The sequence below is a fragment of the Flavihumibacter sp. ZG627 genome, from assembly GCF_000814325.1.
Classification (GTDB): Bacteria; Bacteroidota; Bacteroidia; order Chitinophagales; family Chitinophagaceae; genus Flavihumibacter.
This window is the reverse complement of the sequence record NZ_JPHF01000001.1, coordinates 713,657-729,841: the sequence shown is the minus strand read 5'-3', so window position 1 is coordinate 729,841 and position 16,185 is coordinate 713,657. Positions and strand designations below refer to the sequence as shown.

13 protein-coding genes are annotated in these 16,185 nt (G+C 44.4%); 7 read left to right on the top strand and 6 right to left on the bottom strand.

The features are described from left to right. The first annotated feature begins 26 nt into the window (after nt 1-26). Complete coding sequence (locus HY58_RS03165; RefSeq protein ID WP_039127448.1) at nt 27-608, top strand: RNA polymerase sigma factor; 582 nt, start codon at nt 27-29, stop codon at nt 606-608. A 131-nt stretch (nt 609-739) separates the two neighbouring features. Here HY58_RS03165 and HY58_RS03160 read toward each other — a convergent pair whose 3' ends face one another. From HY58_RS03160 to HY58_RS03140, 5 genes are all read right to left on the bottom strand, one after another. Further along, nucleotides 740-2,740 (bottom strand): protein-disulfide reductase DsbD, encoded by a 2,001-nt coding sequence (locus HY58_RS03160; protein ID WP_039127444.1) that lies wholly within the window; start codon nt 2,738-2,740, stop codon nt 740-742. Nucleotides 2,741-2,816: 76 nt separating this feature from the next. Then, nucleotides 2,817-3,269 (bottom strand): protein-disulfide reductase DsbD domain-containing protein, encoded by a 453-nt coding sequence (locus HY58_RS03155; protein WP_039127441.1) that lies wholly within the window; start codon nt 3,267-3,269, stop codon nt 2,817-2,819. A 77-nt stretch (nt 3,270-3,346) separates the two neighbouring features. Next, entirely contained in the window at nt 3,347-4,021 is a 675-nt protein-coding gene (gene purQ / locus HY58_RS03150) for a phosphoribosylformylglycinamidine synthase subunit PurQ (protein WP_039127437.1), read from the bottom strand. Between the two features lie 72 nt (nt 4,022-4,093). Beyond that, nucleotides 4,094-5,083: a hypothetical protein gene (locus tag HY58_RS03145; RefSeq protein WP_039127434.1), complete on the bottom strand. Its 990-nt coding sequence runs from the start codon at nt 5,081-5,083 to the stop codon at nt 4,094-4,096. 14 nt (nt 5,084-5,097) lie between these two features. After that, nucleotides 5,098-6,636 (bottom strand): hypothetical protein, encoded by a 1,539-nt coding sequence (locus tag HY58_RS03140; protein ID WP_039127431.1) that lies wholly within the window; start codon nt 6,634-6,636, stop codon nt 5,098-5,100. Nucleotides 6,637-6,832: 196 nt separating this feature from the next. On the opposite strand from HY58_RS03140, the gene HY58_RS03135 reads away from it, so the two are divergent. From HY58_RS03135 to HY58_RS03120, 4 genes are all read left to right on the top strand, one after another. Next, nucleotides 6,833-8,824, top strand: a complete 1,992-nt coding sequence (locus HY58_RS03135) for a KUP/HAK/KT family potassium transporter (RefSeq protein WP_039127428.1) — start codon at nt 6,833-6,835, stop codon at nt 8,822-8,824. A gap of 93 nt (nt 8,825-8,917) precedes the next feature. After that, nucleotides 8,918-9,703 carry an alpha/beta hydrolase gene (locus HY58_RS03130; RefSeq protein ID WP_039127427.1) on the top strand — a complete coding sequence of 262 codons (786 nt, stop codon included), beginning with the start codon at nt 8,918-8,920 and terminating at the stop codon, nt 9,701-9,703. Nucleotides 9,704-9,720: 17 nt separating this feature from the next. Beyond that, the gene (locus tag HY58_RS03125) at nt 9,721-10,818 is read left to right on the top strand and encodes a VIT1/CCC1 transporter family protein (RefSeq protein ID WP_039127425.1); all 1,098 of its coding nucleotides are present in this window, start codon (nt 9,721-9,723) and stop codon (nt 10,816-10,818) included. A gap of 34 nt (nt 10,819-10,852) precedes the next feature. Then, nucleotides 10,853-11,665, top strand: coding sequence for an alpha/beta hydrolase (locus HY58_RS03120; protein ID WP_039127422.1), 813 nt, complete (start codon nt 10,853-10,855; stop codon nt 11,663-11,665). A 28-nt stretch (nt 11,666-11,693) separates the two neighbouring features. Here the strand turns inward: HY58_RS03120 and HY58_RS03115 are convergent, their stop codons facing one another. Continuing rightward, nucleotides 11,694-12,602: an LD-carboxypeptidase gene (locus HY58_RS03115; protein ID WP_039127420.1), complete on the bottom strand. Its 909-nt coding sequence runs from the start codon at nt 12,600-12,602 to the stop codon at nt 11,694-11,696. An 82-nt stretch (nt 12,603-12,684) separates the two neighbouring features. On the opposite strand from HY58_RS03115, the gene HY58_RS03110 reads away from it, so the two are divergent. Next, on the top strand, nt 12,685-15,558 hold the full coding sequence (locus HY58_RS03110; protein WP_039127416.1) for an outer membrane beta-barrel protein: 2,874 nt from the start codon (nt 12,685-12,687) through the stop codon (nt 15,556-15,558). A 47-nt stretch (nt 15,559-15,605) separates the two neighbouring features. After that, nucleotides 15,606-16,184 carry an RNA polymerase sigma factor gene (locus tag HY58_RS03105; RefSeq protein ID WP_039127413.1) on the top strand — a complete coding sequence of 193 codons (579 nt, stop codon included), beginning with the start codon at nt 15,606-15,608 and terminating at the stop codon, nt 16,182-16,184. Nucleotide 16,185 lies beyond the last annotated feature (1 nt).

Sequence of the window (16,185 nt, the reverse complement as noted above, 5' to 3'; positions counted from 1 at the left end):
AATCCTTTTAAAAACCGTAGAAGTTTATGAAATCACTTTCTATCAAAACAGACAATGAGCTGATCCATATGTTTATGGATGGCGACATGGGCGCACTGGAAACACTTATCCTGCGTCACAAAGACAAGCTTTACACATCCATCCTCTTCCTGGTTAAGGACAAATACCTTGCCGAAGATATCTTCCAGGATGTGCTTATCAAAATCATCGACACATTGCGTGTAGGCCGTTACACCGAAGAAGGAAAATTCCTTCCCTGGGCAATGCGTATTGCACACAATCTTTGTGTAGATCATTTCCGCAAGGTTAAACGCACTCCTGCTATTAAAACCAGTGATGAGCGTGATATCTTTGAAGTGATCAACTTCACTGAAGATGGAGCCGATGTTACCATGATGAAGCGACAGAGTCATGAACGCGTTCGCAAAATGCTGGACCTTCTTCCCGAAGATCAGCGCGAGGTGATCATACTGCGTCATTATGCTGAGCTTAGCTTCAAAGAAATAGCAGCACTCACCAATTGCAGCATCAACACTGCTCTCGGCCGTATGCGCTATGGATTGATCAATCTTCGAAAGATGATGGCTGAAAAAAATATTGCTCTTTAAAATATTGTCATTCTGTGGCTCCCTCTAACAAATCGATTCGCTTGCCCGTTAGAAGGTTGTTGCAGAATGACGCCTAATTAAAAAGCCCGCTCTCACCGAGCGGGCTTTTTTTATTCCATCTCTCCATCCCTCTATCTCTCCGCTCCCAATCCACACTTCAGCCATTCCAGATACTCCACCTCATCCGGCATATATCCCACCGGCTTATTGAGCAGCTTTTCATCACCATTCAAGATCACGTATAACGGCTGGGAGGCATTGCGGAAATTCTCCGTTTCCATGGTGGCAAACTTATCGCCGATAGTTATGATATTTTTCTTTTCCCCTTTCTCATTGGTATAAATGAATTGTTCGTCGTCCGGAAGTTTCTGACGGTCATCCACATACAGCGAAACAAGGATAAATTCTTTTTCGATCATCTCTTTCACTTCCGGCTTTGTCCACACATTCTCTTCCATCTTCCGGCAGTTAACGCATGCCCATCCCGTGAAATCGATCAGCAGTGGCTTGTTCTGCTCCTTTGCCATTTTTAATGCTTTCTCATAATCATTCACCACATTGGCCTCTACACCTTTTCCTTCCCCTTCTTCATGAGCATATAAACTATAATTCAATGGTGGAGGGAAGCCGCTTATCAGGGCCCTGTTTGCATATTTTGTATTAGTGAGTCCGGGTACCAGGTAAAGGGTGAACAATGTAAAGAATATGGCAGTAGCAATCCGCAGTTTGCCAGGTTTCTTAACTGGTCCCTCATGCTTGAAGCGTATCAGTCCAAACAGGTATAGACTAAGCGCAACGCCTATCAATATCCATATCGCGAAGAATGTTTCTCTTTTTAAGAGTCCCCAATGTTTTACCAGGTCGGCATTGGAGAGGAACTTAATAGCGAGGGCAAGTTCGAGGAAACCCAGCACCACTTTAACCGTGGTAAGCCATCCCCCTGATTTAGGTATCGCATTCAACCAGTTCGGGAAGAGGGCAAAGAGGGCGAAAGGTAGTGCAAGCGCCAGTCCGAATCCACCCATCCCCACGGTAAGCTGCATGGCGCCACCATCGGTAGAAAGTGATCCTGCCAGCAGCGATCCCAAAATGGGACCTGTACAACTGAAGGAGACCAGTGCCAGGGTTAGCGCCATAAAGAAAATGCCTAATGTACCGCCGATCCCTGCTTTATGATCAACCGAATTGGAGAAGCTGCTGGGCAGCGTGATCTCAAAAAGCCCGAAGAAAGAGAGGGCAAATACAACGAAGATCACAAAGAACAGGAGATTGAGCCAAACATTGGTGGAGATATTATTCAGGATCTCGGGGTTAAGGCTGTCGAGAAAATGAAAGGGTCCACTCAGTAAAATATAGATCAGGAAGATAAAGAAGCCATAGAGTAATGCATTGGCAATTCCTTTTTTACGGTCCTGAGATTTCTTGGTAAAAAATGAAACGGTGAGTGGGATCATGGGGAATACACAGGGGGTGAATAGGGCAATGAGTCCACCCAGAAAACCGAGTACAAAAATATTCAGCAGTCCCTTATCACCGCTCTCTTCCAATCCTGTTCCACCACAATCAGCAACCGGGTTCTCCAGGTCAATGGCAGTTCGCCTGATCTGGTTACTGGCTTCTGAAGATTCCTGCGGCCCCGCCGCCTTGCTGCTTATTGCCCCGCTTTCAGAAACAGTGAAACGGAATGGCGTTTCTTCCGGACCGGCAACTTCTTCTCCCTTTAAAGCCATATAGAGGATGCTGCCTTTGATATCCCTGCCCGGCTCTACACCCGAAACGGTCATCTCAAATATTGCTTCTCCTTCAAAATAGCGGATCTGCATATTGTCAAATAGGGGCTCGGCTTTCTCCACCAATTTTCCGCTCTCTTTTACCGCACTGGCTTTGCCGCTGAATGCTGAATCGGGAATGATCCTGGTATTAGGTTCATCATCGGTCATAGTGGTGGAAAACAGTTTCCATCCTGGTTGTATTGCCGCCCGAAAACGAAGGGTGTATTCGCCCTGAGCCGATCCGGCAGTGGCGTCATAGGTCCAGTTCACCACGGATGATGTTCCGGTGGCAACTTCCTGGGCTCCTGAAGACAGAAATGCGAAAAGAGAAAAAAGGGCGAGTAGAATTCGGCTATACATCAGAGTAGGGTTAGCAATTAAAAAAAAACAAACGAGTCCTGGTCAGAACTCGTTTCCATTATTTATACTATGAGGTTCATCCTCCTAAGGGAACTTTAAAATTCACAACGGCAGGAGGAAGACATTCTTTTTCATTACAAACCATGAACTCCACCTTACCGGCAAGGTTGGTCTTGGCCTTTCCCTTCACTTTCACCACCTGTATGAACTCAACCTTCTTCTCATAATAACGAACATCAGAATCAAAGGCTTCTTCAAACACTTTCTTCACTTTACCCTGCTCAGCAATTTTACCGTTAAGAGAAAGCAGTGGATTCTTGGTGAAATTAAAAGAAGTTGACACGGGCCCATCTCCACCGTCCTGCGCATAGATATGATAATTACCACCGATATCAGCGGTCATACGCACTTCATAGGTGTTTTCAGCGATCTTTTTCGTTTGGAAAGACCATTTTACCTGCTTATCGCTCTGGGCGAAAAGGGCTACGGTTACTACCAGGGCAAGGACTGTAACGAAGATTTTTTTCATGAAGCAAAAATCCATCAATTAGTTCTAATGAAAATCTAAAATTATCCAGTTTGCCTTACAGCTTTTGTTAAGAATGATCAGGCAGGTTGTTTGACCATCAGGAGCGCCTCCAGTATCAGCCTTCCGTCAATATTTCCGAGTTCAGCAGAGCAGGCTCTTTCGGGGTGAGGCATCATCCCGAATACATTACCGGCTTCATTCCTGATACCTGCTATATTCCGGCTCGCACCATTTGGATTGGCGTCGTCAGTTATCTCACCGTTTTCGTCACAATAGCGGAAGATAACCTGGTCGTTTGCCTCAAGCTTATCGAGCGTAGTTTCATCAGCATAATATCTTCCTTCGCCATGGGCAATGGGGATCATCAGGGGCTTATCAGTATCCAGGCCTTTGAGGTAAACATTCCTGCAAATGAATTGCTGGTTGGCATTCCTCAATAGCGCCCCTGGCAGCAGGTGTGCTTCGCAGAGAACCTGGAATCCATTGCATACGCCCAGTACCTTACCGCCGCGGTTGGCGAATTCGATCACTGATTCCATCATAGGACTGAACCTGGCAACAGCGCCACAGCGAAGATAATCGCCATAGGAGAAGCCTCCCGGCAGAACGATACAATCGTCTGTTGTAAACATGCTGAGGTCCTTATCCTTATGCCAGAGCATGATCACTTCCTGACCGAGGTCGTTCTGAAGCGCATCCTGCATATCGCGGTCACAGTTGGAACCAGGAAAAACTACTACACCGAATTTCATATATAATAGATCAAAAGGTGAAAATATGGATCTGTCAGGCCCGCAAAGTTAGTCCATTGACCGCAAATGCCCCTAGGTGAGGTGGGGGAAATAATTGACGATGATGGCAAAGGCAAAAATCACCCAGTGAACCACCAGCGGAAACCACTTGTTGCCGGGATAATAATAGGTGGCGGCATGAAAACAGGCGATGGGCGTTATGCATAAAAGCCAATGCTGGTAATTATTCCCGGGGTTTACAAGAATGATGAGTAGCCCTACCAGCAGCATGGAAAGCAGCAGACTCCAGCATTTTCTGACCTGGATTAGCATCTTGGTAAGATTATCCTGAACAAACCATGCGCCGGTGAGGAAAGGGGCCACCATAAACAATATACCACCGGTGACCCAGAGTGATGATGGTATCCTTGGCAGGTGAAAATTCACCATGGGCGCCAGGGCCCCCGGCTCCCATTGGTCGGTGAGGAACAGGATGATAAGCAGGAAATAATAGGGGGACAGGAACCCGATGATGGCTACCACCCACTCTCCGATGCGCATGGGCCGGGTGATGATGATGGCCAGTAAGATCAGGACAATATAGGCAACCGACGGTTTATAGATCAATGGCAATATGCCCACCAGCAAACTGATATTGAAAATGGCGGAAAGGGGCCTGTTATTATTATACCATCCCGACATTCCGTAAAAGATCCAGGTCAGCAGAAAATTGACGATCATGGTGCTGGAGAACTGGTTCCATTCGGGTAAAAGAGAACTTACCAGGAGGAAGGCCATCCCCACCAGGTAATTATGCCGGGGCAACAGCCTGATGGTATTGGCAATGCGATTCAGCAGACTGGCCTGCAGGAAAAGAAAAATAAATGCCAGCATCCCATAGAGAATACCTTCCTTCCCCCCTACAGGTGCCAGGATATTGAGTAAAAGCTTATAGAGATAGTTATCTTCCTCCTGCCGTAAAGGAGCAGGGTAATTCAGGAAAACCGGGAATTTCAGGATCAATGCATAGATCAGCAATACGAACGCGTTGGCCGGGTTCTTTTGCTTAAAGACTCCTATCACAATGGGTTAGTTTTTTAATAGTCAACCCTGGCAAAACACAGGTAATTCCTGTATAAACAAGGTATGATCATCTGCCTGGCACTAACCTGTTTGGCGAATCGTGGCATGAAATCGTACCCCTTGTCAAGGTTTTTCAACGTCGGATATCGTGTGATCTTACCTGTTGCATCAACACTTTGATCGGTCAGCACGAAAGTCCGCCTTTCGAAAGTATTAAAAAGAAAGTGTACTTCACCACCTGTATTCATATTTCCGTAAGAAATAAGGTTATCCGATTCATCATCAAACTGGTTCTTTGCAATCATGTTACTCCATTCCAACTTGCCATCACGATCAAAAGACAACAACATTACATTCTCTGCAAAGTAGCGTTGGGCGGTGGAATTGTTCCATCCATATCTTCCCCATGGCATCCGCCAGGGACTATAAAGAGGACTCCAGTAATTGTAATTCATGGGGCCCATCCATGGATTACCCCATCCCATATAATCCCACCGGTTGAAATTATTATAGCGAGATGTTGTATACAGAACCTCACTTACAATGGCAAAACCGCCATCCTTGCGGGTATAAATATTCTTGATGAAGAAATCATTGAAAGCCGTTTTCTTGTTGGTTTCACTGCCCTTTGCCAATACCCTTAACTCATCATTGAATACAATGGCCGTATCACTGATCTTCTGGTTACTGCGGGTATCCCAGTTCACAAAATAAAGTCCTTCCATATTCCCCCTTTTCTGACGCGAGAAGAATGAGGCCAAAAGAATACGGTGGTTATTATTATCAACTTTCAGAATGATATCATCCAGGATCTGCTTACCAATATCAACATTACGGATGCTGAATCCGAGTGAATCAGGATGCTTAACGAGCATATTCACCCCCGTGATAAAATCGCTGTTGTTGCCTGCACGGGTATATTTGGCTGTTACCAGTTCACCCGCATTGGTGAGATGGAAATCGGCAAAATTCTCATTCTTGCCTTCCATGTTCATCATGGTGAAATTCCTTGTGAGCAGGTTCATGGAGTCATCATAGAGAAATGAGGTGATGAAGAATTTCTTCGGATCACTGCTGTTCACTTTAAAAAGCATGATACGCTGCTTATCATCGCTATTGATCAGCGAATAGATCTTGTTATTGGAAGAGTAATTGACCTCAGTAGTATCCAGGGTTACCGGATTTGCCATGGGCCTTCCCTTTTCATTGATGGCCACATAATCACAATAGATGACCCGCTTTTTCTGGTACTGGTAAAACAGATAGATCTTGTCGGCAAAACTGATAAAGTCGAGGTTGATAACCCTGTCAGGCATAAAATCAAGGGGAACCCTTTCTGTGAGCTTCATGTCAGCATCATATAAACTGATGTCATGCTCATTCCGGTTATTTTTATATATAAGAAAGTTATTACCCAGTTTTCCGAGTATCTCAAAATTGGTGCGGCGGCTATCCTCTTTTTCAGGTTCAGAGTATATTACACGGGGAGCCTGGGCCTGCAGGATGGAACCAACAAGCAGGAATAAGCCCAGAACACTAAGCCTGATTTTCATGACGTACGCTTTTATTAAAGTTAATATCCTATAAATACATTACAGAGACAATTTTACGAACATGCTGGTTGGTTAAGGGGATAACATATACTCATTGTATCATATTTTTAACTATACCTTTGCAATGCGGCTACGGGAAACCGAGCTTTTTTTGTTTCTTACCTGCCGGGGCCTGCCTGGCAAAATTTGATCAACTGTGGGAAAAAATCTTAATAAGGTCTCAACGGCGGGATTATTGATTGCGCTTGGGATCATTTATGGTGATATTGGTACTTCACCCCTTTACGTTTACAACGCCATTATTTCCGGGAGAGAGGTAACTGATGATCTTATTATCGGATCATTATCCTGTATCATCTGGACGCTAACACTTATCACTACCGTAAAATATGTATGGCTCGTACTGAGGGCCGACAACCGGGGTGAAGGTGGAACCTTTGCACTCTATGCACTGGTAAGGCGACAAAAGAAATGGCTCGTTATACCAGCTATGATAGGTGGCGCCTCACTTTTAGCGGATGGTATCATTACCCCTCCCATGACCATCACCTCATCCATTGAGGGACTAAAAGAATTACCCATCTTTCATCACCTGCAGACCAACACAATTGTTTATATCGTTTTGGGGATCATCTCTGCTTTCTTTTTTATGCAGCAGTTTGGTACTGCCTCTATCGGAAAGATGTTTGGTCCCATCATGATGGTATGGTTTACCATGCTCGGCATATTAGGGGTGATGCATATCTCTGATGATTTTTCTATTCTTAAAGCGGTTAATCCCTACTATGCTATCGAGTTTCTGGCAACCTATCCCAAGGCCATCTGGCTGCTGGGCGCGGTTTTCCTCTGTACTACGGGGGCTGAAGCATTATATAGTGACCTTGGCCACTGCGGCCGCGATAATATCAGGGTCTCCTGGATCTATGTAAAGATCTGCCTGCTGCTGAACTATTTCGGACAGGGCGCATACCTGCTGGCAAACCGCACAGGCATCACCGTTACCCCCGACATGAAAGCCACCCTCGGTATCAATGCCTTCTATGACCTCATGCCACAGTGGTTCATCATTCCGGGTGTGATCATCGCTACCACGGCCGCCATCATCGCCAGCCAGGCAATGATCTCCGGTGCCTACACCCTGATAAGTGAGGCCATGCGCCTTAACCTCTGGCCTAAACTTAAGATCAGGTATCCCTCCGAAGAAAAAGGACAGCTCTTCATTCCGGGTATCAATACCATGATGTTCATAGGCTGTGTGGGCATAGTGCTGTATTTCAAAGAATCATCGCGGATGGAAGCAGCCTACGGACTGGCCATCATCGTTACCTTTATCAGCACCACTATGCTATTCGCCAATTACATGGTAGCCAAAAGAGTTCCATCATCCCTTATATATCTTTTTATAGTTGCCTATGTTGTGATCGAGATAACATTCCTGATAGCCCTGCTCGAGAAATTCACGCACGGTGGTTATATCACGCTCCTCATCGGCGCAGCCATGTTCATCGTGATGTATGTTTCTTACAGAAGCAGGAAGATCAAGAACCGCTATGTTGAATTTGTACGGATGGAACATTATGTTCCCATGATCCAGGAATTGAGCAACGACAAAACAGTTCCCAAACATGCCACTCACCTGGTGTATATGACCAGTGCCAATAACCCCAAGGAAATTGAGCATAAGATCATCTATTCAATATTGAATAAAAAACCCAAAAGAGCAGATATCTATTGGTTCATTCATGTGGACACATTAGATGATCCCTATACCTGTGAATATGTGGTTGACCATATCATCCCAAATGATATCATACGGGTTGAGTTCAGACTGGGCTTCAGGATGGAGCCCAAGATCAATCTCCTTTTCAGGAAAGTTGTGGAAGAACTGGTGACCAATAAAGAAGTGAATATCTATAGCCGTTATGAAAGTCTGGAGCGAAACAATGTAGTAGGCGATTTCCAGTTTATTGTTATGGAAAAATACCTGAGCCAGGATAATGAACTTCCATTCTTTGAGCGGATCATCATGAAGTTTTATTTCTGGTTAAAAGAGATCAGCCTTTCAGAGGAAAGAGGTTTTGGACTGGATCCCTCGAATGTTGTAGTGGAGAAATTCCCGCTGATAGTAGCACCTGTTACTTCAATCAGGCTGAAAAGGATCTTCCATGAAGAACACCACCAGTTTTGATAGCCCAGCTTAGTCCGGGTGAATTAAGTGACCTGCTTAGCAAGGGAGAAAAGATCATGACCTCAGGGGCGGGCCCGAAGAGTGGAAAAAATAATGTCCCTTTATCTCTATATAATTATTGGCATTGCGGCTTTGAGTATCCTTGGATATTTTCTGCAGGAAAGATTCATCTTCAAGCCGGAGAAACTTAAGCAGGATTTTCAGTTTGAGTATGATATCCCGTTTAAAGAATTGAATTTTGATATTGGCGTGGGTGTACGGATAAACGGTCTGCACTTTCAGCGTGAAAAGCCTCTTGGGCTTGTATTATACCTTCATGGCAATTCAAGAAGTATAAAGGGATGGGCAAAATATGCAAAGGATTTTTACCGCTATAACTATGATGTTGTTTTGGTTGATTACAGGGGCTTTGGTAAGAGCACGGGTAAACGTGGCGAGAAAGATATGTTACAGGATATCCAGTTTGTGTATGATACACTGGCAGCTGAATATCCCGAACATCATATAATCGTGTATGGAAGAAGTATCGGCAGTGGCTTTGCTGCCAAGATCGCATCAGATAATAAACCCCGCTACCTGATCCTGGATGCACCTTATTATAGTTTCAAAAAAGTGGTGGAACGATTTCTGCCTATTCTTCCGGTGAGCCTGGTTTTACGATACCATCTTCGAACCGACAAATGGATAAGACATGTTAACTGTCACACTTATATAATACATGGCACGCGCGACTGGCTCATCCCCTTATATCACAGTGAGAAGCTGCAGCGTATCAATCCATCGAAGATCACACTGATTCGCATTCATGGGGGTGGCCACAATAACCTCACTTCCTTTCCGGAATACCATAATTTTATAAGAGATATTCTGAAATACTAACCAATAAAACCCTGGCCATGAGCTTAAAGAATCTTCAAACAGAAATCGACGCGTCCTGGCTCTATCAGAAACTTGCGGAAAATGAAGAAGATGCCACCATTGCCAATGTGTTCAGGCAAATGAGTGAAATTGAAAACAGCCATGTGCTGGCTTTTGCAGCCCGTGAAAAGATTGACGCCGCTAAACTACCACCACCTTCCTGGCGTGCAAGAACAATCAACCGGATCGGCAGGATATTCGGCTATGAATATGTGTTGGGAGTATTGATGGATACAGAGAAAAGTATTTCCAACGCAATGATTGTTGCTAAGAAAAAAAATAAAAAGGAGATAACCGGCAGTGAAACATACCATGTAAAGATCCTTCGTTCATTACTGGAACAGGAAGGAAGGGTAACCGGTGCACAGTTTACCCGCTTTGAAAAAAAACACCGTTCTGTTGGTGGCAATGCTATCAGGGCGGGTGTGCTGGGAGGCAATGACGGATTGGTTTCCAATTTCAGTCTGGTGATGGGAATAGCAGGCGCTACCACCGGCCAGGATACAGTGCTGATGGCCGGATTGGCGGGACTACTGGCTGGTGCCTTATCAATGGCATTGGGTGAGTGGATCTCGGTAAAAAGTAGTCAGGAATTATATGAAAACCAGATGCAGCTCGAAATGGAAGAACTCGAAACCAATCCTGAAGGGGAGCGTAGAGAAATAGCCTTGATCTATATGGCAAAAGGTATTCCGGAGGAGCAGGCACATGAAATGGCTACAGAGATACTGAAAAACAAAGACCATGCACATGAATTGCTGGTACGTGAAGAGCTTGGAATTAATGCAGAAGAATTGAAAGGTTCTGCTGTGGAGGCTGCTTTATATTCCTTTGGACTATTCGCCGTTGGGGCCATAATACCTGTGATTCCTTTCTTCTTCCTTACCGGTATGAATGCTATATGGCTCAGTGTTACATTCAGCGCAATTGGCCTTTTCCTGATAGGAGCGGCCATTACCTTGTTTACCGGGAAGAATCTATGGTTTTCAGGATTCCGCCAGGTTTTGTTTGGACTTGCTGCGGCTGCCATAACTTTTGGTATTGGAAAACTCATCGGCGTTTCATTGGCAGGTTAACTAATTAATGGGCAGTTGCTTTAGCTTTGCTCCCATGAAATTATCACGCTGGATCAAGATCATCACCCTTATTTATGCACTACTGGGTATCGGCATCTTTTACCTGCAGGATAAATTCCTTTTCCATCCCGAGCCGCTGCTGAAAACGGATAATTATAATTTTGGTCTGCCGCATAAGGAAATCAATATACCCTTCGATCAAGAAAGCAATCTTAATATAATACAGTTCTTAGCAGATAGCAGCAAAGGAAACAAAGGCGTCATTCTCTATTTTCATGGTAACAGGAAAAACATATCCTGGTATGCGAAATACGTTCCCTCATTAACAGCAAAAGGTTATCAGGTATGGATGATAGATTATCCTGGTTTTGGCAAAAGCACCGGTCCGCTTACAGAAGAACGATTATATGAATATGCCGACCAGTTATTCCGGCTCGCCAAAAGCAACTATTCAGGAGATAGTATTATTCTTTATGGAAAGAGCATGGGCACTGGCATAGCAGCACAGGTTGCTGCCACCCATCATGCCAAATTATTGTTGCTGGAAACACCTTATTATAGCATCCATTCCCTCTTCAGTTATTATCTGCCTTTTTACCCGATCGGCAGGATGATCCACTATGAACTTCCCACTTATAAATACCTTCCCGAAGTACTGATGCCGGTCATTATTTTCCAGGGAACGGATGATGGTGTGGTACCTTATCGCAATGCAAAAAAACTAATACCATTGCTGAAACCCAAGGACCGATTTATTACTATAGAAGGCGGCACCCATAATGATCTCACCACCTATCCGGAATACAGGATGGTGATGGATTCGGTGTTGGGGGGCAATAGCCAATAGGCAATAGGTAATAGAAGAGATCCTTGGATTATTTTTCTGATAGAATGGATCCCTCCTCGTTTACAATTAGCGTATGGTTGACGCCTACTTTCAGTGCATAATTTTCTTTATCATGGCTTACGGGGAATCCATAACAGATAGGATAATCATATTCATCCAGCAAATCCTTAAAAATATCTTCTATATCTTTTCCAAATGGCCGGTCCGTATCCTTGTTATCGGTAAAGCCACCGAGAATAAGTGCTGAAAGATTCTCCAGCATTCCCGAGCGCTTAAGTTGAATCATCATCCGGTCAATATTGTATAATTGCTCTCCCACATCTTCCAGGAATAAAATCCGATCCTTTGTTTTATAGGCAGATCGCGTTCCGATCAGATGGCTTACCAGGGCAAGATTTCCTCCCACCAGTCTGCCGCTGGCTTTTCCCTTTTTGTCGTATGGATGGGGGGCTTTCCTGTAAACGGATTTTTCACCTCTTACAGCAGCAAGAAGACTCTGTACATAAGGATTCGCATACTCACCTTCATTGAAGGCTGCTGCCATGGGAGCATGCAGGCTCGCGATCTTTAATTGCCTGTTCACATGGGCATGGAGAACGGTAATATCACTGAAACCTATTATCCACTTGGGATGTTTGCGAAAGTTTTTAAACTGCAGTTGATCGATGATCCTTCCCATACCATACCCTCCCCTTCCGCAAAAGATTGCTTTTACAGAACTATCGTCCAGCATCGCCTGCAGATCTGCCAGCCTCTCAGCATCGGTACCGGAAAAATAATTCTCCGACTTGCTGTTCATGGTAGTCCCAAGCCTGATAGAATAGCCTTCCTGTTGCAATACATCTACAGCAGTCTGCCATTTTTCAGGAGGCATATAGCCGGCGGGACAAACCATTCCAATGGTATCACCTTTTTTTAGATATGGGGGGATGCGCATGCTGCAAAATAAAAATAAATCGCGAAGCCTCCGTAGGAATACTGATTACTGTTCGTCTAATGAGTAAGACAAGCTTATCTATATGAAGATTTTTATGATTCTGCTGACCGGGTTAACCTTATCGTTTTGTGCTTATTCGCAATCTACAGTAAAAGGAAAAATTCAGGATAGTACCGCCAGGACTGGCCTTTCTGGTGCAACAATCCAGTTACGTAATACCAGTTTTTCGAGAACTACCGTATCTGCAATATCAGGTGAATTCAGCTTTGCTGAAATTCCCGATGGGTCATATAAACTAACGGTCACCTTTGTGGGATTTGATAATTATGAAAAAACGATCACGCTACAGGGAAATAATATTGACCTCGGTAATATTGAACTGGGAAAATCGGGCAAAACCCTTACAGAGGTAGTGATCAAGGCAACCACCCCTCCTACCCAGCAAAAAGGCGATACGGTTCAATTTAATGCCAACCAGTTTAAAGTGAACCCTGATGCGAACGTGGAAGACCTGGTGAAAAAAATGCCAGGGATACAGATCGAAAATGGTGAAGTAAAAGCGCAGGGAGAAACAGTTCGAAAAGTAACTATTGATGGTCGTGAATTTTTTGGTGATGATGCTACCGCCGCACTTCGAAACCTGCCGGCAGAAGTTGTTGATAAGATACAGGTATTTGACAGGCTGAGCGACCAGGCACAACTCACAGGTGTTGATGATGGCAACAGTGTTAAAGCCATAAACGTTGTAACCAGGGAAGACCGGAGAAACGGACAGTTCGGACGGGTATATGCAGGATATGGTACTGATGACCGCTACCAGGCCGGCGGTGCGGTGAACTTCTTTAATAAAAACCGACGGATCTCTGTAGTTGGACTATTCAATAATATTAACCAGCAGAACTTCAGTTCTACGGATATGCTTGGTCTTTCAGGTGGCAATAGTGGAAGAGGCGGAGGAAGGGGCAGAGGTGGGTCAGGTAACTTCCAGACAGGCCAGCAGAACGGTATCACAAAAACAAATGCATTAGGGCTCAACTACAGCGATCTCTGGGGTAAAAAACTTGAAACCAGTGGAAGCTATTTCTTTAATAACAATACCAATAACAGAAGCCAGCGTACCAACAGGGAGCAGTTCAACACCAATGTTCCCAACAGTTTTTATTCAGAGAATTCTGAATCCATAAATACATCCACCAGCCACCGCTTCAACATGCGGATGCAATATAAAATTGACTCCCAGAAATCATTGATCATAACCCCCAGCCTTAGCTACCAGGAAAATGATATAAGATCCTATACAAGCGGTGAACAAAGGAACCTGGATGGTACTGTTACCAGCAGAACCGTTGATCCGAACAGGGTAAAAGGCAATGGTTATAATTTCAATAACAATATCTTTTACCGCCAGGCATTGGGTAAAACAAGAAGGAGTTTTGGAATTGGACTGACTACCGGATTCAGTAACCGCAACAGTACGCGTGACCAGCAAACGATCTCTACCTTTTTTAAGGCACTGACGCCTGAATATGACAGCACCTTCCAGCAATCCTTATCCGAAACAAGAAACCAGAATTACAGCGCCAATCTCGAATACTCAGAACCGATAGGTAAAAAAGGATCATTACAATTCCGCTACAATCCTGGTTTCTCCAAAAACGAAGCAGATACCCGGGCCTACCGCTTTGATGACAATGCAGGTAAGTACAGCATACTTGACACCTCCCTTTCTAATGTGTTCACCAATAATGTTACCACACAAAGAGGTGGTGTAAATTACCGGGTGGGCGACCGGCAGAGAATGTTTGCCATTGGTGTTGACCTGCAAAATACGGAGCTGGATAATGATCAGACCTATCCTGCAAAAGGAAATTTAAAGAAATCATTCAGCAATATTCTGCCGAACGCAATGTTCAGGGGAAAGATCGGACAAAAAAGCAACCTCATGATGTTCTACCGAGCTTCTACCAGCACCCCATCGGTAAACCAGTTACAGAACGTTATCAATATCAACAATGTACTATTTCCCACAACTGGTAATCCAAACCTCGACCAATCATATTCTAATACCCTCAGCACAAGATATACCTATTCGGATTCAAGAAAAGGAAACAGCTTTTTCTTCAACCTGTTTGCTACCAATACGATGGACTATGTAACAAATGCAACTTATACTGCAACTTCTGATTCTGTACTAACGCCAACATTCACACTAAAACAGGGATCTCGTCTTTCCAAGCCCGTAAACCTTGATGGGTTCTGGAACCTTCGGACTTTTGCCACCTACTCATTTCCTTTTAAATCTATAAAATCGAATCTTACTTTTAATGGTGGTTACAATTATGTGAAGACACCTGGACTGATAAACAATATTCTGAATGAAACCAGGAACTCAACTTTTAGCGGTGGTATAATCCTGGCGAGCAATATTAGTGAGTATGTTGATTTCAATATCAACTACAACGCAAGCAGGAGCATTGTAAAAAATGATCTTCAGCAGAACCTCAACAATAAGTATTTCTCACAGTCTGCAGGAGTAAGACTTAATCTCCTAAGCAAATCGGGATGGTATATAGATAACGAGTTGAACAATATGTTGTACCGGGGATTGACAGCTGAATTCAACCAGGATTTCTGGTTGTGGAATGCGGCTATTGGAAAGAAATTCCTGAAAGACCAGAAAGGAGATCTTCGGCTCTCCGTATTTGATCTGTTGAAACAGAACCGAAGTATCAGCAGAACCGTATCGAGTGATGGCATTGAAGACAATTGGACACAGGTGCTGCAGCAATATTTCATGCTAACCTTTTCTTACCGGCTGAGAAATTTTGGCAAGGCGCCGGCCCCTGCAGAAAGAAGAATGCAAAGACCTATGAATCCAATGGGTCCTGGTGCTCCTGGAGGTCCTGTTAGACCAGGTGGGGCGGGGCAAGCCAATAGCGACATCATTATGGAATGATGAAATACAGATCCGTAATTTTAGCAGGATAGTACCAGCGCAACAACATGGGATCATTCAACGAAACTGAATTCATCATAAGGCTGAAAAGGAAGGAGGAATCTGCTTTCAGGGAACTTGTGGATGGCTGGAAAGATAAGGTCTACAACACTGCGCTGGGGCTGTTACAGCATGCAGAAGACGCGGAAGACCTGAGCCAGGAAGTGTTCATGGCCGCCTGGAACTCTATAGATGGATTTCGTGCAGATGCATCTATCGGTACATGGCTTTACCGGATGACGGTGAATCGTTCACTGGACCTGATCAGAAAAAAGACCCGTAGAAACAGACTGGATTTTATCCGATCATTCTGGGCGGGGGGAGGTAAGGAGGAAAAAGAGGCATCTGATTTTTACCATCCCGGCGTGGCACTGGAAAAAAAACAGGATGCAACTTTACTGTTTAAAGCCATCCGGCAACTGCCCGAAAAGCAAATGGTGGTATTCAGTCTGCAGAAACTGGAAGGATTGGGAAATGAGCAAATAGCCCTAATACTGCAAACAACCATCGGTGCAGTGGAATCGTTACAGCAAAGGGCCAAAGCCAACCTGAGAAAGAAATTGATTGAATATTTTGAAATAAAATAAA